General features: G+C 38.5%; 17 protein-coding genes and 1 other RNA gene. 6 read left to right on the top strand and 12 right to left on the bottom strand.

The genetic code is table 11. The annotated features are described in order from the left end of the window. Positions 1–31: 31 nt before the first annotated feature. The 4 genes from HXT19_RS02325 to HXT19_RS02310 form a co-directional block, all read right to left on the bottom strand. On the bottom strand, positions 32–211 hold the full coding sequence (locus tag HXT19_RS02325) for a hypothetical protein (RefSeq protein WP_009993705.1): 180 nt from the start codon (positions 209–211) through the stop codon (positions 32–34). A 243-nt stretch (positions 212–454) separates the two neighbouring features. Then, positions 455–2,464, bottom strand: a complete 2,010-nt coding sequence (locus HXT19_RS02320; RefSeq protein WP_422119735.1) for an InlB B-repeat-containing protein — start codon at positions 2,462–2,464, stop codon at positions 455–457. A 218-nt stretch (positions 2,465–2,682) separates the two neighbouring features. Continuing rightward, the gene (locus HXT19_RS02315) at positions 2,683–3,861 is read right to left on the bottom strand and encodes an MFS transporter (protein WP_101891891.1); all 1,179 of its coding nucleotides are present in this window, start codon (positions 3,859–3,861) and stop codon (positions 2,683–2,685) included. 22 nt (positions 3,862–3,883) lie between these two features. Beyond that, on the bottom strand, positions 3,884–4,030 hold the full coding sequence (locus HXT19_RS02310; RefSeq protein ID WP_101891890.1) for a hypothetical protein: 147 nt from the start codon (positions 4,028–4,030) through the stop codon (positions 3,884–3,886). 309 nt (positions 4,031–4,339) lie between these two features. Between HXT19_RS02310 and HXT19_RS02305 the strand changes: the two genes are divergently transcribed. Both HXT19_RS02305 and HXT19_RS02300 read left to right on the top strand, forming a co-directional pair. Continuing rightward, on the top strand, positions 4,340–4,747 hold the full coding sequence (locus HXT19_RS02305; protein ID WP_004112566.1) for a hypothetical protein: 408 nt from the start codon (positions 4,340–4,342) through the stop codon (positions 4,745–4,747). A gap of 57 nt (positions 4,748–4,804) precedes the next feature. Beyond that, positions 4,805–5,914 carry a type II TA system antitoxin MqsA family protein gene (locus tag HXT19_RS02300; protein ID WP_101890158.1) on the top strand — a complete coding sequence of 370 codons (1,110 nt, stop codon included), beginning with the start codon at positions 4,805–4,807 and terminating at the stop codon, positions 5,912–5,914. A 143-nt stretch (positions 5,915–6,057) separates the two neighbouring features. Here the strand turns inward: HXT19_RS02300 and HXT19_RS02295 are convergent, their stop codons facing one another. From HXT19_RS02295 to HXT19_RS02280, 4 genes are all read right to left on the bottom strand, one after another. Further along, positions 6,058–8,211, bottom strand: coding sequence for an InlB B-repeat-containing protein (locus tag HXT19_RS02295; protein WP_422119734.1), 2,154 nt, complete (start codon positions 8,209–8,211; stop codon positions 6,058–6,060). Between the two features lie 218 nt (positions 8,212–8,429). Continuing rightward, the gene (locus HXT19_RS02290; protein WP_048730339.1) at positions 8,430–10,790 is read right to left on the bottom strand and encodes a DNA gyrase/topoisomerase IV subunit B; all 2,361 of its coding nucleotides are present in this window, start codon (positions 10,788–10,790) and stop codon (positions 8,430–8,432) included. A 108-nt stretch (positions 10,791–10,898) separates the two neighbouring features. Next, on the bottom strand, positions 10,899–12,203 hold the full coding sequence (locus tag HXT19_RS02285; protein WP_004112553.1) for an RNA polymerase sigma factor: 1,305 nt from the start codon (positions 12,201–12,203) through the stop codon (positions 10,899–10,901). Between the two features lie 130 nt (positions 12,204–12,333). After that, entirely contained in the window at positions 12,334–13,284 is a 951-nt protein-coding gene (locus HXT19_RS02280; RefSeq protein WP_004112552.1) for a hypothetical protein, read from the bottom strand. A 178-nt stretch (positions 13,285–13,462) separates the two neighbouring features. Here HXT19_RS02280 and HXT19_RS02275 point away from each other — a divergent pair, with 178 nt between their 5' ends. Both HXT19_RS02275 and HXT19_RS02270 read left to right on the top strand, forming a co-directional pair. After that, positions 13,463–14,545, top strand: coding sequence for a polyprenyl synthetase family protein (locus tag HXT19_RS02275; RefSeq protein ID WP_004112551.1), 1,083 nt, complete (start codon positions 13,463–13,465; stop codon positions 14,543–14,545). Between the two features lie 90 nt (positions 14,546–14,635). Beyond that, on the top strand, positions 14,636–16,957 hold the full coding sequence (locus HXT19_RS02270; protein WP_422119733.1) for a protein kinase domain-containing protein: 2,322 nt from the start codon (positions 14,636–14,638) through the stop codon (positions 16,955–16,957). Positions 16,958–17,090: 133 nt separating this feature from the next. On the opposite strand, the gene HXT19_RS02265 is transcribed toward HXT19_RS02270, so the two are convergent. After that, positions 17,091–17,780 carry a lysophospholipid acyltransferase family protein gene (locus HXT19_RS02265; RefSeq protein ID WP_285064429.1) on the bottom strand — a complete coding sequence of 230 codons (690 nt, stop codon included), beginning with the start codon at positions 17,778–17,780 and terminating at the stop codon, positions 17,091–17,093. A 76-nt stretch (positions 17,781–17,856) separates the two neighbouring features. Between HXT19_RS02265 and HXT19_RS02260 the strand changes: the two genes are divergently transcribed. Beyond that, positions 17,857–18,399 (top strand): hypothetical protein, encoded by a 543-nt coding sequence (locus HXT19_RS02260; protein ID WP_004112548.1) that lies wholly within the window; start codon positions 17,857–17,859, stop codon positions 18,397–18,399. Positions 18,400–18,498: 99 nt separating this feature from the next. On the opposite strand, the gene secA is transcribed toward HXT19_RS02260, so the two are convergent. Both secA and hpf read right to left on the bottom strand, forming a co-directional pair. Beyond that, entirely contained in the window at positions 18,499–21,270 is a 2,772-nt protein-coding gene (gene secA, locus HXT19_RS02255) for a preprotein translocase subunit SecA (protein ID WP_248912204.1), read from the bottom strand. Between the two features lie 212 nt (positions 21,271–21,482). Further along, the gene (gene hpf, locus HXT19_RS02250; protein ID WP_004125011.1) at positions 21,483–22,157 is read right to left on the bottom strand and encodes a ribosome hibernation-promoting factor, HPF/YfiA family; all 675 of its coding nucleotides are present in this window, start codon (positions 22,155–22,157) and stop codon (positions 21,483–21,485) included. Positions 22,158–22,313: 156 nt separating this feature from the next. Between hpf and rnpB the strand changes: the two genes are divergently transcribed. Continuing rightward, an RNA gene (gene rnpB / locus HXT19_RS02245) (RNase P RNA component class A) lies at positions 22,314–22,686 on the top strand. Here the strand turns inward: rnpB and HXT19_RS02240 are convergent. After that, positions 22,685–23,398, bottom strand: coding sequence for an HAD family hydrolase (locus HXT19_RS02240; RefSeq protein WP_422119732.1), 714 nt, complete (start codon positions 23,396–23,398; stop codon positions 22,685–22,687). The two genes, rnpB and HXT19_RS02240, sit on opposite strands and share 2 nt — an antisense overlap. Positions 23,399–23,436 lie beyond the last annotated feature (38 nt).

Genomic DNA, 23,436 nt, shown 5'->3' with positions numbered 1-23,436 from the left:
TCTTGTGATTTTACAGATTTTTGTGACTTTGCTAAATCACCAGGGAAAGCCCCCCCCCATTAGAAAAATCAACACTAGTGACATTCTGCTTCACATCTGATGCAGAATTATTTTCAGACGCATTCGCAGTTTGAGCCATGCAAAAAGCGCAAGCCGCAGTAGCAATACTCATCATCGTCGTTGACAACACGATTGCAGTTTTTTTATTCATTTTAGCCTCTTCACTAAAAACTCATAAAATTACATAAATTGTACAAACAACCATTAAGCAAAGCTTAAATCCACAAAACTTATAAACACTTTTGATTATACAATAAATAAACATTAAATATAAGTAGATGCACACAATATTTGCTTGAAAGTAGACAATACGATAGTAACGAATTTCCCCCTGATATATAAAACATCAGAGGGAAATTATCAGCATTCGCTCAAAACATTCATAAATGCAATACTAATTTTTGCGTTTAGCTATTCCAGCAAGCAAACTAGAAAAACCAGCGAAAAGGGATATGATTGAAATCACAAATGTTGAAGTTGCTGAAACACCAGTATCAGGCAAATGCTTAGCAGGAGCCTTAGCATTATAAGCTTCACCAGCATCAACAGCTTTAAAATGCTGCTCAACAGAATGCTCCACAGGCTTATCCGAAGAATGAACAGGATTCAACACAGGCTGCTCAACAACAGAATACTCTGGATTCTCAGGAACAATCTCAGGAAGAGGAATCCACAAACCACCAGGAACATCAGGAACGTCAGGATCTGGTATTGGCTCAGGTTCAGGAGTTACATCTGGCTCAGGCGCTGGAGTCGGTGTTGGAGTCGGTGTTGGTGTTGGTGTTGGTGTTGGTGTTGGTTCAGGAGTTGGAGATGGCGTAGGTGTATAAATAGCATAAACCGTCATGTCACTTTTTACTGGAGTTTGAGCAGTAAATACTTTGCTTTTATCCTTACCTGTAGAATCAGCATTCCACTCTACAAAAGTATAACCTTCTTTAGATGGTGCCGATGGCATCATCTGACCTGCAACACTGTTTTCACTTACGCTTTTGTTTTCCTTAACTTGCACAGAAGCATAATTTTCATTGCTATCATTCACAAAAGTAACTTTGTAGATCTTAGGTTTAGGAACAATGTTGTATGTAAAGTGCGAAATACCAATTATCCTAAATTGTTTGTTGATAATATCGTAAAACAGGCACTGACCTTCAAGCTTGCCAGATTTTACTGCTATATATTTGCCTTCTTTATTCTTCTTAAAATAAGATGAATTTTCAATCTGTACTGGAGTACCATCTTCTTTGAATCCTTCCACTACATTAATACTCTGATTGACACCTTCTTTCGTAATTTTAATAGGACTTTTATATTCGTCTCCTACTTCAATAGTGAAAGTTCCAGGATTCTGGTTATCGAACACAGAATCGCCCTTCTGCGGATTATTAGATGGGAATAATTGATACTTAGCCAAATTATCTTTTACATCAATTTCAGTAATTTTATTACCTTGGAAAGCATCGCTACCAATTCCAGAAAGATAATACGGCTTAGAGTCTGAATCGTGCTCTTTGCCCTTGTCATCAATTACGCCTTCAAACACAACTTTTTCAATTTCATTAGCTACAAAAGCACCATTATGTATTGAAATTACACTTTTCGGAATAGTAACAGTTCCCTTAATTTTGTTCCAGCCGAACGCACCGTATTCGATGATTTTAAGAGATTGCGGAAGAGTGACACTTTCTATATAATGTTCACCCTCGATATGCTCATGATTTTTGCCAACTTGTTTCGCTTTACCTGTAAAAGCAACTTCTCCAATTACTTCTATACCTTCTGGAATTACAATATGTGGATTTTTCTTAAGCTTGGCAAGTCCTTTTTCGTTAAGACCTGGAACAACTTCATTAACAGTACCAGTAGGAGTACTAATGTCTTGTCTATATCCAATCTGCTTCCCATCTTTGGTAATATTAAAATCCTCACGAGTCCAAGTTAAAGATGCATCATCTATAGTACCCGAATCAGTTGAAGCTGCTCTGGATTCTTCAGATGCAGTTACGCTTCTATCTTCACGATTATTTGTTTGAAGATTAGTATTGCTTACATCAATAAGAGTTTGAGTAAGTTTAGTAGTTTCAAAATTTTCAGTAGCGTCTACAGGTTTAGAAGATTTAACAACATCATTATCAGTTTTTGCAGCTTCATTAGAATTGGAGGAATTGATATTTTCAGAGGATTTTACGGAAGTGCTATCGGAAGCAGCCCCCCCCCCCCCATGCTGATTTTTACTAGGATTTGCAGCATAAGAGTTTGCGTTAGAAGAATTTACAGTTGTATTAATACCATCACTCACTGAGGTATCGGCAGCATTTGCACTTTGTGCTACACAAAAAGCACACGCAGCAGTAGCAATACCCATCATAGTGCTAGTCAAAATTATGTTAGTTCTCTTACTCATTTTTCCTCCCGCAAAACCAAATTTTCTAGAATAATTACCAAAATAACGGAATCAACACCAAAACAAGTATAATACAGGCATTTAACAGCATTGAATCTTCAGACATTCTACAACTTACAACTTCAATCTCAACAAAATGTAGCCAAACTCACAATAAGCTTAATAAATCTTAAACAAACAACCATTAAGCCAACAATCACACAAAAACATTCTCATACTCAACTTTTGCAAGTCCGAAGCAATTGCATATGCATAAACGCCATTATAGATAGCAAAATAATCAAATATGCTGGAAGCAAAGACATAGACACGTTTTGACCAATAAACCCAAAGATTGCAGGCATCAACATTGATCCAATATACGCGCTAGCCATTTGCATGCCAACAATCGCTTGTGATTTATCAGCTCCAAAATAATGCGGTGTAGAGTGAATAACACATGGATAAATAGGCGCACACCCTAAACCAATAATCACAAATCCTGCAACTAATGCTATATGATTTGGCAATGGCAATAACAACACAAGAATGCCTAGAATCATCACTAGTTGTCCAAGACGAATCATGTTTTCGTCATTAAAACGCATTGTCAAAAATCCGCTTATAAATCGTCCTGCTGTAATACCAACATAAAATAAACTTGCCCATCCCGCTGCAACAACACGACTAACGGACCCATACAAAACCATGTAACTACTAGCCCATAATCCTGCAGTCTGTTCAATAGCACAGTAGCAGAAGAACATTATAAGAATATTTTTAGCTCCAGGAATGCGCAAAACTTCCGCAAAAGATAGCGTTTTAGAATATTCTTTAGATATCTGAATAGATTTCTGTAATTCATGTGCTTTACGATTATTCCACAATGGCAAACTTATAAACAATATTACAGTTAATATCACTTGAACAATCGCAATATACTGATATCCTGCAGACCATCCAAATCCGTGAGAAAGCGCAAAACCCATAACGTAAGGTCCAGCTGAAGCTCCAATACCCCACATGCAGTGAAGCCAGCTCATATGACGGCTTTCGTAGTGCAAAGCAACATAATTATTAAGAGCAGCGTCTACCCCTCCAGCACCTAGCCCGTACGGGATTGCTAACAAAATAAGCACAATATAATTCGGCGCAAAAGAAAAACCCAACAATGCCAATGCAGTTAAAGCAACAGACACAAACGTAACTTTGCCTGCACCAAAACGCTTAGTCATCCTGTCACTCAGTAGAGCAGAAACAATAGTTCCTGCAGAAATAACCATTGATATTCCGCCAGCCCAAGAAATTTGCGCGCCAATATCGTGACTCATAGTCGGCCAAGCAGATCCTAAAAGAGCATCAGGCAAACCCAAACTGATAAATGCTAGATAAATAATTGCAAGAAGAAGATTAATCATATTCACATATTAATTCATAAAACTAGTTATAAGTTTTCGCATTAGGATCATATTTCATTTGCTTAGCTTCTTCAAATGCAGCAAGCGTATCAGAATTGGGAATATTATATTTCTTGCAAAGAGCACAATCTGTTGTAGAGAGATCAAAAATAGCATCTAAATCAGTCATGCAACACTCCTACTGCAAATATGTGTTACTAGGAAAGACAAAAATTAGCAACAATAAAAATGATACAATATTCAACAGCATAAGCAATACTGTAAGTGACCAAATGAGTTCAACGTCTTATTTAAACTAAATAAAAGTTTCAAATTTACATTTTATTGAAGATAATCTTAAAGGATAAAAACAAGCCAAATACATTAATAAGGCTAATAAATTTTATTCTAGAATGCTTAGAAATTATTTATGCATCAATAGATGCATTTTTCTTGATAAATGCACCTATTTTTTGTATCATACGACTAGAGGTGATGTATGAACAAGAACTATAATCAGAATTACACAAAAGAAGAAATTTCAGCAATACTTGCAAAGATAAAAGACTGCATAAGGAATGACCGTTTTACCATCTCATTAAACGAAAATCGTCAAGAAAACATAAACTTCATTCGAGAATACAACATACGATCAGATATTCAGAAAAATATACTTCTCAACATAGAAGTGGAAGATTTTTGTCATTCGTTAAAAAACAAAAAAAGAGGCTATGAATATGAAACGCTTTACGTATTCGCACCACGCGTAAAACTATCACACGTAGGTAAATGTGAGATGGTAAACATTTACACGAAGTTTAATATCATTACTATTTCTCAGCAAAATAGAACAGTTGTTATTTCATTCCATAAAGCAAATAAACAGATAGATTATTTATTTAAATAATCTAATAAACAACTCAAAAAGATAATAAATCTGCTAATTTTCAATAAAAGGCTCATAATGAAAGATAATAAGACATTTTGTGAAGAATGCAGGAATGACGTTGAGTACTCAACAAAATCCGTTCCAATGACTGCATCTATCAAAGGAAAACAATATTCCTACACTGGCACAGAAGCACACTGCAAAGAATGCGGCTCTGCTGTATATGTACCCGAAATTATTGACGCGAATCTTCGAGCATTGTATGACGAGTATCGTAAAGAAAACAATATTATTCCGCTTGACAAAATCAACGAAATACCTGCTAAATACTCAATAGGCAAGCGTCCACTTTCACTGCTTCTCGGTTGGGGTGAACAAACGTTTTCTAGATTTGCAGACGGAGACATTCCTTCAAAACAATATTCTGATATTTTGCTACGCATTTATAATGATCCGGAATATTACTTGCAATTATTAATCAGCAATAAGGATAATCTGAAATCTGCAATTAGTTACGAAAAAAGTTATAAAGCAACACAAAAACTAATACGCGAATTACAAAATAACTTTGCAAACAATAACTTTGATGGCAATAAGTCGAGTGACAAAATAAACAATGTAATACAATACTTGCTTATAAAGTGTGAGGATATAACTACCCTAGCCTTGCAAAAATCCTTATACTACATTCAGGGTTTTTATTTCGCTTTTTATAAATCATTCATATTTACCGATGATTGTCAAGCATGGATTCATGGACCTGTATATAAAGACGTCTATTTGCGTTATAAAGACTACACTTTTACTCCAATAGATTCACCGACAACAGAAATATCAGGAATTAAATCATCAGAAAAATTAGCGGATTACAAACATGTTCAAAAAAGTGATGTGACATTATTTACATCAGAACTAACAACCACACTATCAGCTACCGAAAAAGCAGTATGCGATAGCGTTATTGATAATCTTTGCTGCTACAGCGGTAAAGAACTTGAACGATTTACGCATCATGAGGAGCCTTGGATACTTACTCGCGGAAATCTAAAAACTAATGATTCATCAAATAAAATAATCAGCAAAAAGATAATTGGCGAATACTTCACAAAAATAAAAGAAAAATACAATATGATAAATCCAGATGATATTCGCCAGTATGCGAAAGATATGTTTGCCAGTAAATAAAGCGAAACAGAAACAAAACACAATAAAATCAAATTCCCCCTGCAAACAACCATACAAGTTACACAACAGGGGGAATTCTTGAATCACAATATCAACACAACATAACTAGATTCTTACATAAAATCAACCTACTACATGCATATTTAATGCTTGCGGCGAGACTTGAACATAGACAAACCAAAGCCAGCAAACAAAGACACAAACAAAGCACTTATAGACATAACCAGTGAAACACCAGTATCAGGCAAATGCTTAGCAGGAGCCTTAACATTATAAGCCTCACCAGCATCAACAGCCTTAAAACGCTGCTCAACAGAATGCTCCACTGGCTTATCTGCAGTACGAACAGGATTCAACACAGGCTGCTCAACAACAGAATACTCTGGATTCTCAGGAACAATCTCAGGAACAGGAATCCACGGATCATCAGGCACATAAGGAACATCAGGAACATCAGGAACGTCAGGAACTGGTATTGGCTCAGGTTCAGGAGTCACATCTGGCTCAGGCATAGGAGTCGGCGTTGGTGTTGGTTCAGGAGTTGGAGACGGTGTAGGAGATGGTGTAGGAGATGTTTCTTTTACATACGACGCATATACAGTCATATCACTATTAGCTACAACAGTATCACCAGTAAACGCATCACCAGTTCCATTTTTATCCTGATACCAACCATTAAAAGTAAAACCAGCTTTAGTAGGATTAGCAGGCATAGACTGGTCAGTCCATTCATCACCACTAATAGACTTATTGTCTTGCACTTTTACTTGTGCATATTGAGTATCTCCATCCATAAAAGTAACTGTATGACCAGCAACCTCCCACTTAGGGAATACAACAAATGTGTGATTTGTAGAGCAATACTGCGTACCGAGTTTACTACCAAATGTATTAACGCCCTTGTTATCCCTTATCAGCGCAAAAATATACGGATAATCAATAAATGGCTTAGTACCAAAATCCGAATACGCAACAGTTGTACTATTAATGATCTTTTTATCGTCATCACTCATACGGTCAAACGACGTGTATGGACGATTATCTGTTTTTTTAGCAACATAGAACTGCCAACCAACAAACTTGTAACCAGCTTTAACAGGAACCTTAGGTTTGCCATTTTCATCCGTTGGGAACTGAATAGCATTATCTTTTACACGAATACGCTCAAAAATATTATCCTTGTTATACTTGAAATTCCAGTTACCATCAGATCGATAGTTTCCGTCATCCTTTTTTGGCTGCTCATACGAGAAGCACTTGTCTGCCACAGACTCATCCTTCGCATAAACAATTTCCAATACATTTAAACGGAAATATTTGTTTTGAGACTTTTTATTAGACCCTTTAGATGGGTTCCACGTAAAGTTGCTAACACTAGGTGTAAATTCATCACCTTCATCTACAGAAACATTATTGTATGTCACATAATACGGGCTTGGAACTGTGCTATTCACCACTGACACTTCATATGTATGGTTTGAATCATAACTACCCAAGCTTTTGGTTGCACTAGTAGCAGTATCAGGATCATAGGTGCCAGTAGTTGTTGCTACTACCTTGTTATCAGTTGTATCTTTTATCTGAAACTGTATATTCTTAAACGCATCCTTTACGTCTTGTCTAGAAGAATCTAGCGTGGAACCAAAGTCCCAATTCTCAAAATTCAATTGACCAAAATCGCTATCACCCTTAATAAATGCATTTTTATTATCTTTGTTCATGGTTTCCCAGCAAAGACTTACCTTAAGCTCAGTTGTTTGTGTTTGAGGTTTAGGAGTTTGATTAGGACCTGGCTTACCACTAGCAAAAAGCGCTTGATTAAAAATTGTTGGTGAAACTGGAGCTTCCTCACTCTTAGACTTTGAATCAATATTTAATTCAGTCTTTGTATCAGTATTTACAACAGAATCTGCATTAGATTTAGCAGTAGTCTTAACGCCAGTGTTTACATTAGTCTTTGTATCAAGCTTTGCATCAGACTTTACATCGCTCTTAGCTTCAAGCTTGGATTCAGTTTTTGTATTAGAATTTGGTTTCGAATTCGTTTCAGGTTTTATATTATCTTTATCAGAAGAATCAGAAGGATCAGAAGACTTTATGCCATTTGTCTCAGAAGAATTGGTTTTTTGAGAAGAGCTATTTTCAATTGGGGGGGGGGTAGTAACTTTTGCAGTGGAAGTGCCAGAATCCACGTAAGTATCAGCAGCATTTGCAGTTTGAGCCATGCAAAAAGCGCAAGCAGCAGTAGCAATACTCATCATCGTAGTCGATAATAAAATCACAGTTTTCTTGTTCATTTTTCCCTCTTATAAAACAAATTCTAAGAAAATCAATAAATGCAAAATCCCAGATTCACTTCCACTATTGAAGCAAACCTGCATTCGCAATTATATCATAAAATCATTATAACTTAACTAAATGTCATAATGTAATTACAATTCAAAATTTGTAATACACATTATATAATGCGAAGAAAATTACAAATTAAGTAACTTAACGCACAAGTAAAACAAAATCAGGTATCGATTTTGGAACGATCGAAGTCGTCAGCGTTATCAACAATAAACTGCTTGCGCGGAGGAACATCATCACCCATAAGCAAATCGAATACTTCGCTCGCCTGCTGAGCATCTTCCATACGAATCCTTCTTAGCATTCGCGTTCTAGGGTCCATAGTGGTGTCTGCAAGCTGATCCGCATCCATCTCACCCAAGCCCTTGTAGCGCTGAATATCGCTGTTAAAATCAATGCCCTTAGCTTGCAAATCATCAAGCTTTCCAGCCAATTCGTCATCGGAATACGTGTAAATATACTCGCCTTTGTGCTTTCCAGCGAGCGCAATCCTGTGAAGCGGAGGCACTGCAGCATAAACGTGACCATACTCAATAAGCGGACGCATATAACGGTAGAACAGCGTTAGCAACAAAATACGAATATGCGCGCCATCAACATCTGCATCGGTCATCATAACAATCTTGTTATAACGCGCTTGCGAAATATCAAAACTTGCGCCCGACCCTGCTCCAACAACTTGAATGATTGCAGCGCACTCCTTGTTGGAAAGCATTTGCGCAAGACTTGCTTTTTGAACGTTCAAAATCTTACCGCGTATTGGCAAAAGCGCTTGGAAAGCAGAGTTTCTAGCAGCTTTTGCAGTTCCAAGTGCAGAATCGCCCTCGACGATGAAAAGTTCTGCAACATCGTCATTTCCAGGCTGGCAATCAGAAAGCTTTGGTGGCATTGAAGCAGACTCAAGTGCATTCTTTCTACGAGTAACTTCTTTAGTTTTACGCGCTTGAATACGCGCATGCATTTCGGAAACAATTTTTTCTAAAACTCTGGCAGACTGTTCTTTGAATCCTCTCTTGGACCCGCTAATCATCTCCCCAAATTGAGCATCCGTCATTTTAGTAACGATTGGCTTAACTTGAGCAGTTCCAAGAACATCTTTAGTTTGACCTTGGAATTGAGGTTCAGCAATGCGAACTGTTACAACAGCCACCATTCCAGCTAGAATATCGTCTCGCTCAATCTTAGTGTTTGAATCTTTAAGATTTACTTTTAGCTTGCGAGCATTATCTTCAACAGCTTTACGAATTTGCTTAGTCAATCCTTGCAAGAATCCGTCTACGTGCATGCCTCCGCCAGGAGTTTCAACAACGTTTACGAAACTAATAATCGTTGAATCGTAGCCATTTACCCAGCGCATTGCAATGTCAACGCCACATTTACGCGTCACTTGCTGAGCATGTAAATCTCCAGCAGAATCAACAGCTTGTGTCTCCTCTACATACGTATCTTCGCCAGAAATACGCCAAATATCTGAGACTGCTTGACCCTTTGAAAGAAAATCAACGAAATCTCTTACTCCGCCGTTATGCAAAAATTCAACCACTCGAGGATGATGCTTATTTTGCAATTCTCTAGAAGACTCACTATTTGCAACAGATTGCGCAGTGGTTTCTTCTGATTCGCCATCAGATTCAGATTCTTCTGATTCATATTCAGATTGATTTAGCTCATTAGATTCATTATCTACGGTTGCTTGCGATTCATCCTTAAAAGCCAAATCATCTGTTAAATCACTAGTATTAGCATTCGCATCATCACTAGCGCTAACATCAATCTCTTGAATATCGCTAAATTCGCCTTCTGGCACGTGTTCGTCAATAACAGTAATGCGCAAGCCTGGAACCAAAAAACTAGTTTGACGAACTCGATCAATTAACTGTTCATAACTAAAGCGAGCTGTTGAGTTAAAAATCTCAGGATCAGCCCAATAGCGAACTCGAGTACCTGTAGTTTTTGGCGAAACAGTACCAATAATCTCAAGCTCAGTAGGCTTGTTCTTGCGAGTGCGCTTAAACGGAGAAGCTGGAGACGGATGCATTGAATCTGCGTCACTATAAACTCCAGGATGACCCTGATGGAAAGCCATGTGATGCGTTTTACCATCACGATCAACTTCAACATCCAATCGCAAGCTCAACGCATTTACAACAGAAGATCCAACGCCATGCAAGCCACCTGCAGCATTGTACGAAGCATTACCAAACTTAGCTCCAGCGTGAAGCTTAGTTAAAACAACTTCAACACCTGTAAGTTTTGTTTTAGGCTCTACATCTACTGGAATACCACGTCCATTATCTGCAACTTCAATAGAACCATCGTCGTGAAGAGTGACGATAATATGGTCACAAGCCCCAGCTAAAGCCTCATCAACAGCATTATCAATGATTTCCCAAAGGCAATGCATTAAACCTTGACTATCAGTGGTGCCAATATACATGCCTGGGCGCTTTCGTACAGCATCCAAGCCTTCAAGCACAGTCAAACTGTCGGCATCATACTGTTCTCGATCTTTATTAGAGACCACTTCTACCCCTTGTACAACACGAATATTAAGCAACCACTAAGCAATAAGTGTCGCATCCCTGCTAAACAAAGCAACAATACGACACTTTACTTGTTAATTATTCTAAAATCACTGATCTAAGAAGTCACGCAAAGTTTGCGATCTGGAAGGATGACGCAACTTAGACATTGTCTTAGACTCAATCTGACGAATACGCTCACGAGTAACACCATAGACTCGACCAATATCGTCTAAAGTCTTTGGCTGACCATCTTCCAAACCGTAGCGCATTTTAATAACGCCAGCTTCCCTAGGAGACAAAGTTTCAAGAACTTGTCTAAATTGTTCCTGAAGAAGCGAGAATGCTACAGCGTCCGATGGAGCGATTGCATCAGTATCTTCAATCAAATCGCCAAACTCAGAATCACCATCTTCGCCCAAAGGAGTGTGCAAAGAAATTGGCTCACGACCATACTTCTGTACTTCTTGCACCTTTTCAACAGGCATATCAAGCTCGCGCGCAAGCTCATCTGGTGTAGGTTCGCGACCCAAATCTTGAAGCATCTGGCGCTGAACTCTAGAAAGCTTATTAATAACTTCAACCATATGCACTGGAACTCGAATAGTACGAGCCTGATCTGCCATAGCACGAGTAATAGCCTGGCGAATCCACCAAGTAGCATAGGTTGAGAACTTAAAGCCCTTCTTCCAATCGAACTTTTCTACTGCGCGAATTAAACCAAGATTACCTTCCTGAATCAAATCAAGGAAAAGCATGCCTCTACCTGTATAACGCTTTGCAAGAGAAACCACAAGACGCAAGTTTGCTTCGAGAAGATGATCTTTAGCTTTCTTACCGTCTGCTGCAGCCCACTTAAGCTCACGCTTACGCTTAAACTCCATTTGGTCAATTTGCGTATCAAGCAAATGCTGAGCATACAAACCAGCCTCAATACGCTCTGACAAATCAACTTCCTGCTCTGCGTTAAGCAGGCTCACGCGACCAATCTGCTTTAAATAATCCTTAACAGGATCCGCTGTAGCGCCAGTGGCGATTACTCGACGCTTAGGATTTCCAGAAGGTGTAAGATTATCGTCGTCATCATCATCTCGAACAATAAAAGCACCTTTTGCTTGTGGAACTTGTGGCGCTTCTTCTTTATTATCGTCAGAATCTTCGGAATCTTCATCATCTGGAATGTCATCCAGATTATTCATATCGTCAACGTCATCTAAATTGTCAACATCGTCTACATCAAGATCATCATGGATTTCATCAAAATCTTCTAAATCCATATGTTCTTCATCTGTATCCATGTCTGCATCAACGTCAACATCTACATCTTGATCATCAACATCTTCTGACATTTTAAATTCCTGATTTTCTTCCTTGCCCATCTTGGAATCGACAATAGATGTATCTTCGCTCGCCAAACTTTTCCTCCTGTAGATTCCCTGCTATGTGCAAAGTAATCCGCCATATTAAGGCATTCATCATACCTTGCTATGCCCTTTAAAGGCATCTCACTATACCACAAAGGCATAGTTATGGCAAGGGCAACTTTTACTTAAGAAGTAAATCATCTTCTAAGGACGATTTTTTCTGCTTCCCTACTTGCGGCGTGGCGAATTTTCTACACCATGCTGGCTCAACATGACTTTTGTATGCATTATCCACAATCATAGCCATAGAACAATCAGGATCAATTTCTAGCGCCATTGAAACGTATCTTTCAACATCTCCTAGCTTAAACCACCAGCTTATATAAGACATCAATGCGTAAACTTGTACTTTTAATTTAGGATTATTATCTACAACATAAGTCATAGCTTTTAGCAAGTTAACAACGTCTAGCGCTTTACAAATATCAGGCAACTCATATTCTTCGTTAAATTTTTCTTCTAGAAAATCTCTTAATTCCTTAGATCTTTCTTTTTCTCGTGGAGCTAAAGCTAGCACGAGTAGATCATTTATGTTGTAATACTCGCCTTTACTGTCTAGTAAAGACACAAGCAGAGTATCTCGAACATTAATGTTATTTAGCATTGCAATCGGCAACATTATTAAGTCATAACCCACAATATTGCCGTCTTTTTTAGAAACCATGTTATGCCAGTTTCGTATAGATTGTGTAACAAAAATATCATAACTTGAAAATACAGCTTCCTCTTTTTTAACATTCAAATTTTTGCTCATATAATCTATGCCTATGTATTTTTCAAAAAGATCTGGCGTTAAATCTCTAAGACATTTAATCCAATAATCTTCATAATTATGATGTTTGTTAATATAATCTTTAGGAATATCTAAAACTGTCATACATTCTTTTGGAACATTACTGATATTCACTTTTTCTATACTATTTCCAGCAACACAAGTCATAGCAAAGTACTCTTCAGATATTCCGCAAAACGTACCTGCAGCATATAAATTTGTTAATTCTTTCAAAGTTGAATATTCATGATCATTATCTTCAAAAACTTGCTTGTTTTTCAATTCACTTTTTATTTGCATAATTCCTCCTTATTTTGTTGTGTTTTTATACTGTTTTTAACTTGGTAATAAGAGTTTTGCAGCAGAAACAAATTAGTGCAATAAAAATAACTCAATGTGGTTAAAGGCTATAAAATCCTAGAAAATACTAGAAAAATACTCATTTTGTAATGTCTAAGGCATGTGGATAACTCTTAATATGAGTTTAGATTCGCAAAAGTCATGTATAGAGACGCGTATAAGCGAATTAATTTATGACCAATTTAATTCTTTAGCTTGTAAAAACCTTATTTCTAGTTGTGATAAAACACTTAAAGATGTAGTGAAACAAGCAATTTCTTCTAGTGAAGGCGGCAAAAGACTCAGAGCTTACTTAGCTTTAGAAGCTTTCGATGCAGTACGCGGTAACTGCTCTAAAGACACTGCATATTGCGCAATGCTAGATGTTGCATGTGCTTTAGAAGTCTTTCAAACTGCAGCACTTGTACATGACGATATAATCGACGAATCTGCTTTAAGACGAGGAAGACCAAGCGCATATTGCGCATTGAGCAAAGCATGCAATAGCAAGCATATCGGCATTGGACTTGGATTAATGCTTGGAGATATTTTAGCAACTCAAAGCTTTGACATAACTAGAAAAGCATGTACTAATTTGCGCAATCCTCAAGAAGTTTTAGGCGAGTTTGCAAATATGCAAAGAAATGTTGGTATTGGTCAAGTTTTAGATCTTTCCATAGAAATGATGAGCCTTAAAAATCCAAAGAAACTAGCAGAATCCTCAATAAATGTTTTTCGTTGGAAAACTGCAAGTTACACAACTATAGCTCCACTTGCGCTCGGATTTTTATCTGCTGGACTTAATAAAAATTACGCTATTAAGTTGGCGAATGATATTGGTGAACCATTGGGAATTGCTTTTCAGATTGCAGATGATCTTATTGATATTGTTTCAGATTCTGCTCACACTGGAAAGCCTATTGGAGGCGATATTCGAGAAGGTAAACGCACTGTCCTTTTGGCTGATGCTCTAGATCTTTCTTCAAGCGAAGACCGTCTATTTTTGATAGATGCTTATAACTCTAATAATCGCAATGAAGATGATGTTAATAGGATTATTAACATTTTCAATCAGAGTGGTGCTATAAGTAAATCTAAAAAGCGCATTCACAATCTTTGGGTTGAATCGCAAGAAAAAATAGATAACAGTACATTATCTGAATTTGGAAAATCCATATTGAACGAGGTTTCTAGCAAATTCATTCCTAGAGAATGGCAGTAAAATCACTGATATACTAAATATTTAGTGGATACTGTATTGCCTGTACACTTTTAGGTAGTTGGTTTAATACGCGTATAAGGGATTTACTACATGAGTGAAGTTCAAGCGCAACCAGGAATGTGTATTGAGAATCGCTATCGCATAATGCGGAAGATAGCAGAAGGCGGCATGGCTACCGTTTATCAAGCGCAAGATGAGCGTCTTAATCGCCCAGTTGCGCTTAAAATCATGCATACTCAACTAGCTCAAGGAGTGCATAGAGAGCAATTTATTGCAAGATTTAGGCGTGAAGCTACATCTGCCGCTGCAATAGCGAATCCTCATATTGTTCAGGTTTACGATACTGGCGAATTTGAAGGGCTTGACTACTTGGTGATGGAATATGTTCATGGAGTAAATCTTAGATACGAAATGAACAAATATGGCACATTTAGCCTAAAAGACACTCTTCGAGTTCTCGCGGAAACTTTAGATGGTCTTGCATCCGCACACCTTGCTGGTGTTGTACACAGGGATATTAAACCAGAAAATATTCTTATTAACGACCGCGGTCACGTGCAAATAACTGATTTTGGTCTTGCTCGCGCTATATCGCAAGCTACACTTTCTTCTACTGGTCTTCTTCTTGGAACCGCCGCATACCTAGCTCCAGAAATGATTGAAAAAAATCTTGCCACTCCTCAAGGAGACTTATACTCTGCTGGAATGATGGCTTGGGAAATGCTTGCTGGACGTGTTCCATTTAGCGCAGATAATCCTGTTACGCTTGTTTTTAAGCACGTTCATGAAGACACTCCATCTATAAAAACAATTTGTAGCGACATCAACTCTTCTATAGCTGATTTTCTTGCATCTATTACTGCTCGAGAAATGGAAAAAAGACCGAGTGACGCTTCTAAAGCACTTAGTATGCTTAGACAAATTTGCGCTAATATGCCTAAAGAAGATTGGCAATATAAGTTTAATCCAAATTACGATAATGAAGATCAACTTTTAAATACGACTTTAGACGCAATCAAAACTGAAAATAGAATGTCTGATTCAGATAAATTCGATAAAAGAAATTACTCTAACATACCTCTTCCTCCTAATGCGAACGATGCGAATAATGCTGATAAAGTTAGTAAAGAGAATGTAAATCAGAGTAGTTCTAATCCTAACAATATTGGAAATGAGGTATTGTCTAAAACTAAAGACATTGATAAAACAACTGATATTGATAAAACAACTGATATTGATGCAACTATGACAATAGTTCAAAAAAACAGTAACACTGATTTTAACTATTCCAATAGTCAAAATTCTTCAAACAGTGTGAATCAACTTGAAGATTTTAATGATAGCAATATGCTAACTATTGCTATGCGTGCTCCTCAATTTAATAAGAATGATTTAAGCACTGACGGTAAAAGTCAAAACTCTAATCATAAAAAATTACACAATAAAGTTGTTATTATAGCTGTTAGCAGCGCGGCAGTTGTTGCAGCAGCAATCGCATTTGGTTCTTACTGGTATTATCTAGGACCTGGAAGCTACTGGTCTTTGCCGAAACCAAATACGCAGTCATGCAAAACACAAGAAGCTTGCAAAATCACAAATATTCCATGGTTTGATTACGAGCAAACTCTTAAAATATCCAATATTCCTTATTCTGTTCAAAAAGAATTTAGCGATAATATACCTTCTGGAAACATTATTTCCACTAATCCTGATTTCAGTGGCGGTCATGTATCTAAACACGGAAATAATAAAGTTCATGTTATTGTGTCAAAAGGAATACGACAATCTACAATTCCTGAAGATATTATCGATCCAACATCAACAACTGGTAAGAATCCTATAAAAGCTTTACGCAAAGCTGGTTTTACTTCTATTAATCACAAAGAAAGCAACGACGTTTATTCATTAGATGTTCCTAAAGGCTGTGTTGTAGAAATTTCTCCAACACCAGGAATGCAAATGAATCACAATAAGAACATTACTGTTGTATTATCTAAAGGTCCTATGCCTGTTTCTATGCCAGATGTTGTTAACCGAACAAAAGAAGATGCGGATAAAGCATTTAACGACGCAAAACTTGTTCCAACATACAGTGAAGAGTTCAATGATACCGTTGAAAAAGGCAAAATTATTAGCACATCTGTAGAAAAAGGAGCGCAACTTCATTGGGGAGATAAACTCAATGTCGTTGTTTCCAAAGGTCCAAGAACTGTTACTATGCCAGATGTTCGCAATAAAAATGCTAACGACGCTCGAAAAGCTCTTGAAACCCTAGGACTAAAAGTAAATGTTTCCGCTCCGCTTGGAGACTTTATGCACACGGTAAGATTCCAGTCTGTAGCTCCTGGTACGCAAGTTCGTGTTCTTGATGAAAGAGGAAACCCAACAGTTGTTACATTAACCGTTATTTGATTTATACAAATAACGTAGGTAATGCTACACACACATTGTATGAAATGTTGTATGAAATGTTGTGAGTTATGTTGTAGGCTGTTTGAATCAAAATATTTTTACTCAAATAATCTACAACAAACAATTTATCAGCTTATTTCGCCGATTCTGCCATAATACGTTTTTTAACGGTTTGAGCATATTCGTCAACATATTCTTGACCGCTCATTTTTTGAATTGCCTTGGTTACTCTATCGGTAAGCTCACGAAGAATATCGTGCGTAATATCTTCTGGATTCATTTTTTCAACTTCAATAGGCTCACCATAAATAGCCTTTGTATAGCCCTTTGCAGGCATAACCTGACCATGCCTTTGCAATTCCCTAGTACCAATAATCGCAACTGGAATAATCGGGCATCCTGTTTCCAAAGCTAAGCGAGCTGCACCAGTATGTCCCTTATATAATCTTCCATCAGGACTTCTAGTTCCTTCAATATGAATTCCAAAAAGCTGTCCATTTTCTAATATCTCACGAGCATGATTCAATGCCCCAAGAGATTTAGAACCTCCAGAACGATCCACTGGGAATACACCAACGGACGTAAACCACCATTTTTTAAAGCGACCCTTTAATCCTTTGCCTTCAAAATACTCAGCTTTACCCATAAAATGAATCATCCTAGGGCATGTGAGAGGTAAAAGTGCATCGTCAATCACGGCAAGATGATTTGCGGCAATAATAGCCCCACCTTTTTTAGGAATGTTGTTAACGCCTTGAGCAGTAGGATTAATCCGTAAACGCGCAATAAATCCAAACCCCTTTACAAAGAACCAATACAACATTCTAAAAACCCCTTCTAGCAAGAGTTACTAAAAGCTAATCATTACGCAATCAAGCAGACTTGCTACAGTATAATCTATGACTTCTTCTAAGAATACCAACTCCCCTCACCCTGAGGACAAAAACTCAAATAACAATAATGACGATTCTTTTGGCGATAATTCTTTTAATGAGAATTGGTCTGATTTTATTAGAGATCATGCAGAAGATTTTAAAGAAATAGAGAAATCCAAAAGTGCGAAAATCTTTAAAAAACGTATTAGTCAGGCGACAAAACCACTTACTAAAATAGCGTCATACAATAATGCTGGTCCAAGAGATAACGTTAAGACCAGTTGGTTAGATGTTGATGAAACAATGGATTCTTACGGAGACGATTTTGTTCCACCAAACCCACATTTTAAGAATATTTCTATTACCCTCATAGTTTTATGGACTATTCTTATTCTGGGTATTTTGGGCGTAATTCTTAGCGTCTTAGTGCCATATTTCGCAGCATACTCAGGTACTATAAGCGCTTTTCTGTTTCTTGTTGGATCTGCAGGCTTACTTATGAGCAGAAAGAAAAATTATACTTCTAGTGAAGATTACAACGACTACGGCAAAGGCGCACGAGTTTAAGTGAATTTATACAAAAGAATGAGGCTGATGTTAAAGCACCAGCCTCATTCTTTAAAGATTACAATTTAAAATTTAATCTTCGTTTAAACTAAAATTATTTTAATCCTCATTCTGACCATGGCATAACTTGTACTTCCTGCCAGAGCCACATGGGCACTCATCATTCTTGTTCGTTCCTGGGAAGGTACGACCATCAGCCCAAGGAGTCTTCCATTCTTCAACCTTTGGACGCTTACTCAATGGCACTTCACCATCAGCATGGCTCATAGGAGCAGGACCAACGATTCCAGAATGCTCATCTTCTTCTTGTTCTGCTTGCTGAATATCGGCATCAACATAAGAATCATCTTGGTTTTCAGTTTCCGCAACAATCTGCTCGAGATTCATACGGAATAGAAGCTGAATAGACTCTTCCTTAATTGCCTCAATCATTGAGTTATACATCTGGAAACCTTCGCGCTGATATTCAACCAGAGGGTCACGCTGACCCATACCGCGCAAACCAATACCATCCTTCAAATAATCCATCTCATAAAGATGTTCACGCCACTTTCGATCAAGAACAGCAAGAACAACTCTACGCTCAAACTGGCGCAAGTTATCAGAACCCATTCTTTCTTCAAACACAGCGTAAATAGTAGTAACGCCATCTACTATAGTGTCTCGCAAAGCTTCAACAGCTTTTTCTCCCTTAAGAGACTCAATCTGCAGGCGAAGCTGATCCCAATCCAAAATAATTGGCATAACAGCATTAACAGCGTCTTTAAGACCTTCCCAATCCCAGTTCTTTGGCTTATCAGAACCGTTCATAGCTCCGCGAACATAGCTATCGGCAGTATCTTTAATAAACTTCAAGATATTTTCATGAATATCTTCACCTTTAAGAACAATCTGACGTTCTGAATAAATAACAGTACGCTGCTTATTCATAACATCATCGTACTTCAAAACGTTCTTACGCATTTCAAAGTTACGCGCCTCAACAGTCTTTTGAGCCGTGCGCACGCCATTAGAAACATACTTAGATTCGATTGGCTCACCTTCTGGCAAGCCCTTAGCCATAACACGCGCAACAAGCTGAGTGTTGAACAAACGCATTAAGTCATCTTCCAAGCTTAAGTAGAAGCGCGATTCGCCAGGATCACCCTGACGGCCAGAACGACCTCTAAGCTGATTATCAATACGACGAGATTCGTGGCGCTCAGTGCCTAAAACATATAAGCCACCAAGCTTCTTAACTTCTTCGTGCTCGTCTTTAACTTGTTCCTTAACTTCTGCCAAAACACCTGGCCAACGCTTCTCGTACTCCTCTGGAGTATCGTCTGGAGAATAGCCTTCTGCTTTAAGCTTTGCATCTGCCAAAAACTCAACGTTTCCGCCAAGCATAATATCTGTACCACGACCTGCCATGTTTGTAGCAACAGTCACAGCACCCTTACGACCTGCAACAGCAACAACAGCTGCTTCCTTAGCGTTTTGCTTAGCATTCAACACTTGATGAGGAATACGAGCAACATCCAAAAGCGAAGAAACGATTTCGGAAGATTCAACCGATGCAGTACCAAGCAAAACAGGCTGACCCTTTGCATGACGCTGAGCTACGTCTCGAACAATCGCAGCAAGCTTTTCCTTCTTAGTGCGGAAGATCAAATCATCCTTATCCATACGAATAACTGGACGGTTAGAAGGAATTGGAAGAACGCCAAGCTTGTATGTTCCCATAAACTCGGCAGCTTCCGTTTCTGCAGTACCAGTCATGCCAGCAAGCTTGTCGTACATGCGGAAGTAATTTTGCAAAGTAATAGTTGCAAAAGTCTGATTTTCTGCTTTTACTTCAACATTCTCTTTAGCTTCAATCGCCTGATGCAAGCCTTCGCTATAACGACGACCTGGAAGAACACGGCCAGTGTGCTCGTCAACAATCAAAACTTCGCCATTAGTAACAACATAATCGCGATCAAGAAGGAACAATTCCTTAGCTTTCAAAGCATTGTTCAAGTAGCCAATCAAAGCAGTGTTGCTTGGCTCGTAAAGATTATCAATACCTAAATAATCTTCAATCTTTGCAATGCCTGGATCCAAAATACCAGCAGTCTTGCGCTTCTCATCAATTTTGTAATCAACATCGCGATCAAGCTTTAGAACAAGCTTTGCAAACTCGCGATACCAACGCGTAACATCACCTTCGGCAGGTCCCGAAATAATAAGTGGCGTACGAGCCTCATCAATAAGAATGGAATCAACCTCATCGACGATTGCATAGTGATGACCACGCTGAACAAGATCGCCCTTTTCCCAAGCCATGTTGTCTCGCAAATAGTCGAAACCAAACTCGTTGTTTGTGCCGTAAGTAATATCTGCGTTGTATTGCTTCCTGCGCTCTGGAGGCTGCTGATCTGTAATAATGCATCCAACGCTCATGCCAAGGAACCTGTAAATACGACCCATAAGCTCACTTTGATAGCTAGCAAGATAGTCGTTAACAGTAACAACATGAACGCCCTTACCTTCCAAAGCGTTCAAATAGCTAGGCAGTGTTGCAACAAGTGTTTTACCTTCACCAGTCTTCATTTCTGCAATATTGCCCCAATGCAATGCTGCACCACCCATGAGCTGAACGTCAAAATGACGCTGACCAAGAGTACGCCTTGAAACCTCTCTTACTGTAGCAAATGCTTCTGGCATTAAATCATCAAGTTTTGCACCATTGTCTAACTTCTGCTTGAATTTTGCCGTTTGCCCTTTAAGCTCTTCATCGGAAAGCGCAGAAATCTCATCTTCTAGCGCATTCACAGCCTTTGCAACATTCTCAAGGCGCTTCAATTGACGGCCTTCACCCATGCGCAAGGCTTTATCGACGATATCTACCACGTTTAGCTCCCTTAGGTCGTGTCTATTATTCGGCTAGCCAATATAGACGTAAACTGTGCCTATATTACGCGACGGTTGCGATTTTTATAAGATAGCGAGTCTGACACTACGCATAAAATGCCCGCCTAGACTTTTACTAGACGGGCATTGACTCATATGAGTTAATTTCTATTTAATAATGTTTTACCCTTATTTGCTTTATTACTTCTTTATTACTTCTTTTTAGAAACGTTTTCTGGAGTATCAATTTCAAACACACCATAACTCCATCCATGCCTACGATACACAACCGAAGGTCTCATTGTTTCCTTATTTACGAACAGGAAGAAATCATGACCAATAAGTTCCATTTCATACAACGCTTCGTCAATGCTCATTGGCTCAGCAATATGAAGCTTGCGACGAATCACAATAGGAGTATCTCCAACACTCACCTCTACTGATTCACCAGGACCCAAGTCAGAAGCAACCGCAGCATCTGCACTATTTGTTCCATCAACTTGAACAACTTCTTCAACAGTTGTTTCAACTTCTGGCTCTACAACACCCAAGTCAACTGGAACCATCTGCTCATATCCACGACGATGGTCCTTACGACGATCGCGAGTACGACGCAAACGAAGCGTCAACTTATCAAGAGCCATATCCAATGCACTGTATTGGTCTGTGCTAGATGCTTCTGCGCGAATAACCGTACTTCCTGCAACTACAGTAATTTCAACTCTCTTTGCAGTATCTGCCTGCCTTGGATTGCCCTCAGTGTTAAGCACAATCTGAATGCGCTGCGCATCTGGAGCAATGGCGGTCACACGATTCATCTTGCTTTCCACAACGTCACGGAATCTTTGCTTAATCTGCGTATGACGTCCGGTGATGACGATTTCCATGCGAACCTCCTTAAGTAATCCGATATAAATCGGTTTGTGTACACGTCAACGGCACCAGCGCCGCTGATATATCCATTATATCCGCTAAAAGTCGCCATTTTCTAGCGAGTCGCAAAATATGCGCAAAATTAAGACGTCTGCTATAATTAGGAAGGTTGAGGTTTCACGATGACCGCGGCTGCAATGTTCATTCGGAGTAGCTGAGGAACTTCCGGGCTCCGTAGAGCACAATGGCGGATAACGTCCGCCCAGGGCAACCTGAGAGATAGCGCAACAGAGAATAGACCGCCTAAACTTTTGTTTAGGTAAGGGTGAAACGGCGGTGTAAGAGACCACCGGGCTTCTGGTAACAGTTAGCCGCATGGCAAGCCTCATTGGGAGCAAGGTCAAGCAGAAGGTGTTTAAGGGCTGCTCGCCTAAGTCTTCGGGTAGACTGCTAGAGTTTGGCGGTAACGTCAAATCGAGATGGATGGTCATCCGTGTGCATATTTGCACGCGACAAAACCCGGGGTATGTGAAACCTCAACTTAATTTTGATTTTCACTTAGTTTTTTGCATAACACTTTTGGAGCGAAATCAAAATCACAAAAAACTGTGCAACAATTATTAAATTCTGGATTTAAATCACTATTATTTAAATCACTATTATCTAAATCCGCTACCCCACAAGTTTTCATTCCAGCCAAACGAGCCGACTTTAAAGCTATAGCTGAATCCTCAAAAACAGTGCAATACTCTGGTTTTACACCTATTCTATTGGACAAATCTAAATAAGTTTGAGGACTATTTTTCCCATCTGATTGTAAATCTTCACCAAAAATCATCAAATCAAAATATTGCCATAATTCTGTTCGCTTTAAAGATGCTTCGCATAAAGATTTAGAAAGAGTAGTCATAAGAACTAATTTTGCACCTGTTTTATGCAAATAATCCACGTAAATTTTTGCACCTTTTCTAAGAAGCAGTTGATTAGAATAAGCTTCATTAGCCATATCATTCCATTCCTGCATTAAATCTTCGGGAGAATCCGTAAAACCAAAACGTGCAATAACATAATCAGCCACTTCTCGAGGAGTCATTGTTGCAGTGGAATCAGCAAAATCATCAGGCACTTTAATACCGCGTTTAGCAAAACTCTTTTCGTCTATATCATCCCAAACATGTAAAGAGTCAAGCAAAGTACCATCAAAATCAAAAATTGCTGCACAATTTGAATTATCAACTAACACATTTTCGCTCATATTATTAATCCTGATATTAATCCTGTTTTATAAAAATT

Source organism: Gardnerella sp. DNF00038 (assembly GCF_049262855.1).
GTDB lineage: Bacteria > Actinomycetota > Actinomycetes > Actinomycetales > Bifidobacteriaceae > Bifidobacterium > Bifidobacterium vaginale.
Note: the sequence above shows the minus strand (reverse complement) of the source record. Positions and strands in the feature narration are given on the sequence as shown.

Excerpts from the sequence above, each read along its gene's own strand:
- HXT19_RS02325 (WP_009993705.1), bottom strand. The coding sequence starts at position 211 with ATGAATAAAAAAACTGCAATCGTGTTGTCAACGACGATGATGAGTATT.
- HXT19_RS02320 (WP_422119735.1), bottom strand. The coding sequence starts at position 2,464 with ATGAGTAAGAGAACTAACATAATTTTGACTAGCACTATGATGGGTATT.
- HXT19_RS02315 (WP_101891891.1), bottom strand. The coding sequence starts at position 3,861 with ATGATTAATCTTCTTCTTGCAATTATTTATCTAGCATTTATCAGTTTG.
- HXT19_RS02310 (WP_101891890.1), bottom strand. The coding sequence starts at position 4,030 with ATGACTGATTTAGATGCTATTTTTGATCTCTCTACAACAGATTGTGCT.
- HXT19_RS02305 (WP_004112566.1), top strand. The coding sequence starts at position 4,340 with ATGAACAAGAACTATAATCAGAATTACACAAAAGAAGAAATTTCAGCA.
- HXT19_RS02300 (WP_101890158.1), top strand. The coding sequence starts at position 4,805 with ATGAAAGATAATAAGACATTTTGTGAAGAATGCAGGAATGACGTTGAG.
- HXT19_RS02295 (WP_422119734.1), bottom strand. The coding sequence starts at position 8,211 with ATGAACAAGAAAACTGTGATTTTATTATCGACTACGATGATGAGTATT.
- HXT19_RS02280 (WP_004112552.1), bottom strand. The coding sequence starts at position 13,284 with ATGCAAATAAAAAGTGAATTGAAAAACAAGCAAGTTTTTGAAGATAAT.
- HXT19_RS02275 (WP_004112551.1), top strand. The coding sequence starts at position 13,463 with ATGAGTTTAGATTCGCAAAAGTCATGTATAGAGACGCGTATAAGCGAA.
- HXT19_RS02270 (WP_422119733.1), top strand. The coding sequence starts at position 14,636 with ATGAGTGAAGTTCAAGCGCAACCAGGAATGTGTATTGAGAATCGCTAT.
- HXT19_RS02265 (WP_285064429.1), bottom strand. The coding sequence starts at position 17,780 with ATGTTGTATTGGTTCTTTGTAAAGGGGTTTGGATTTATTGCGCGTTTA.
- HXT19_RS02260 (WP_004112548.1), top strand. The coding sequence starts at position 17,857 with ATGACTTCTTCTAAGAATACCAACTCCCCTCACCCTGAGGACAAAAAC.
- hpf (WP_004125011.1), bottom strand. The coding sequence starts at position 22,157 with ATGGAAATCGTCATCACCGGACGTCATACGCAGATTAAGCAAAGATTC.
- HXT19_RS02240 (WP_422119732.1), bottom strand. The coding sequence starts at position 23,398 with ATGAGCGAAAATGTGTTAGTTGATAATTCAAATTGTGCAGCAATTTTT.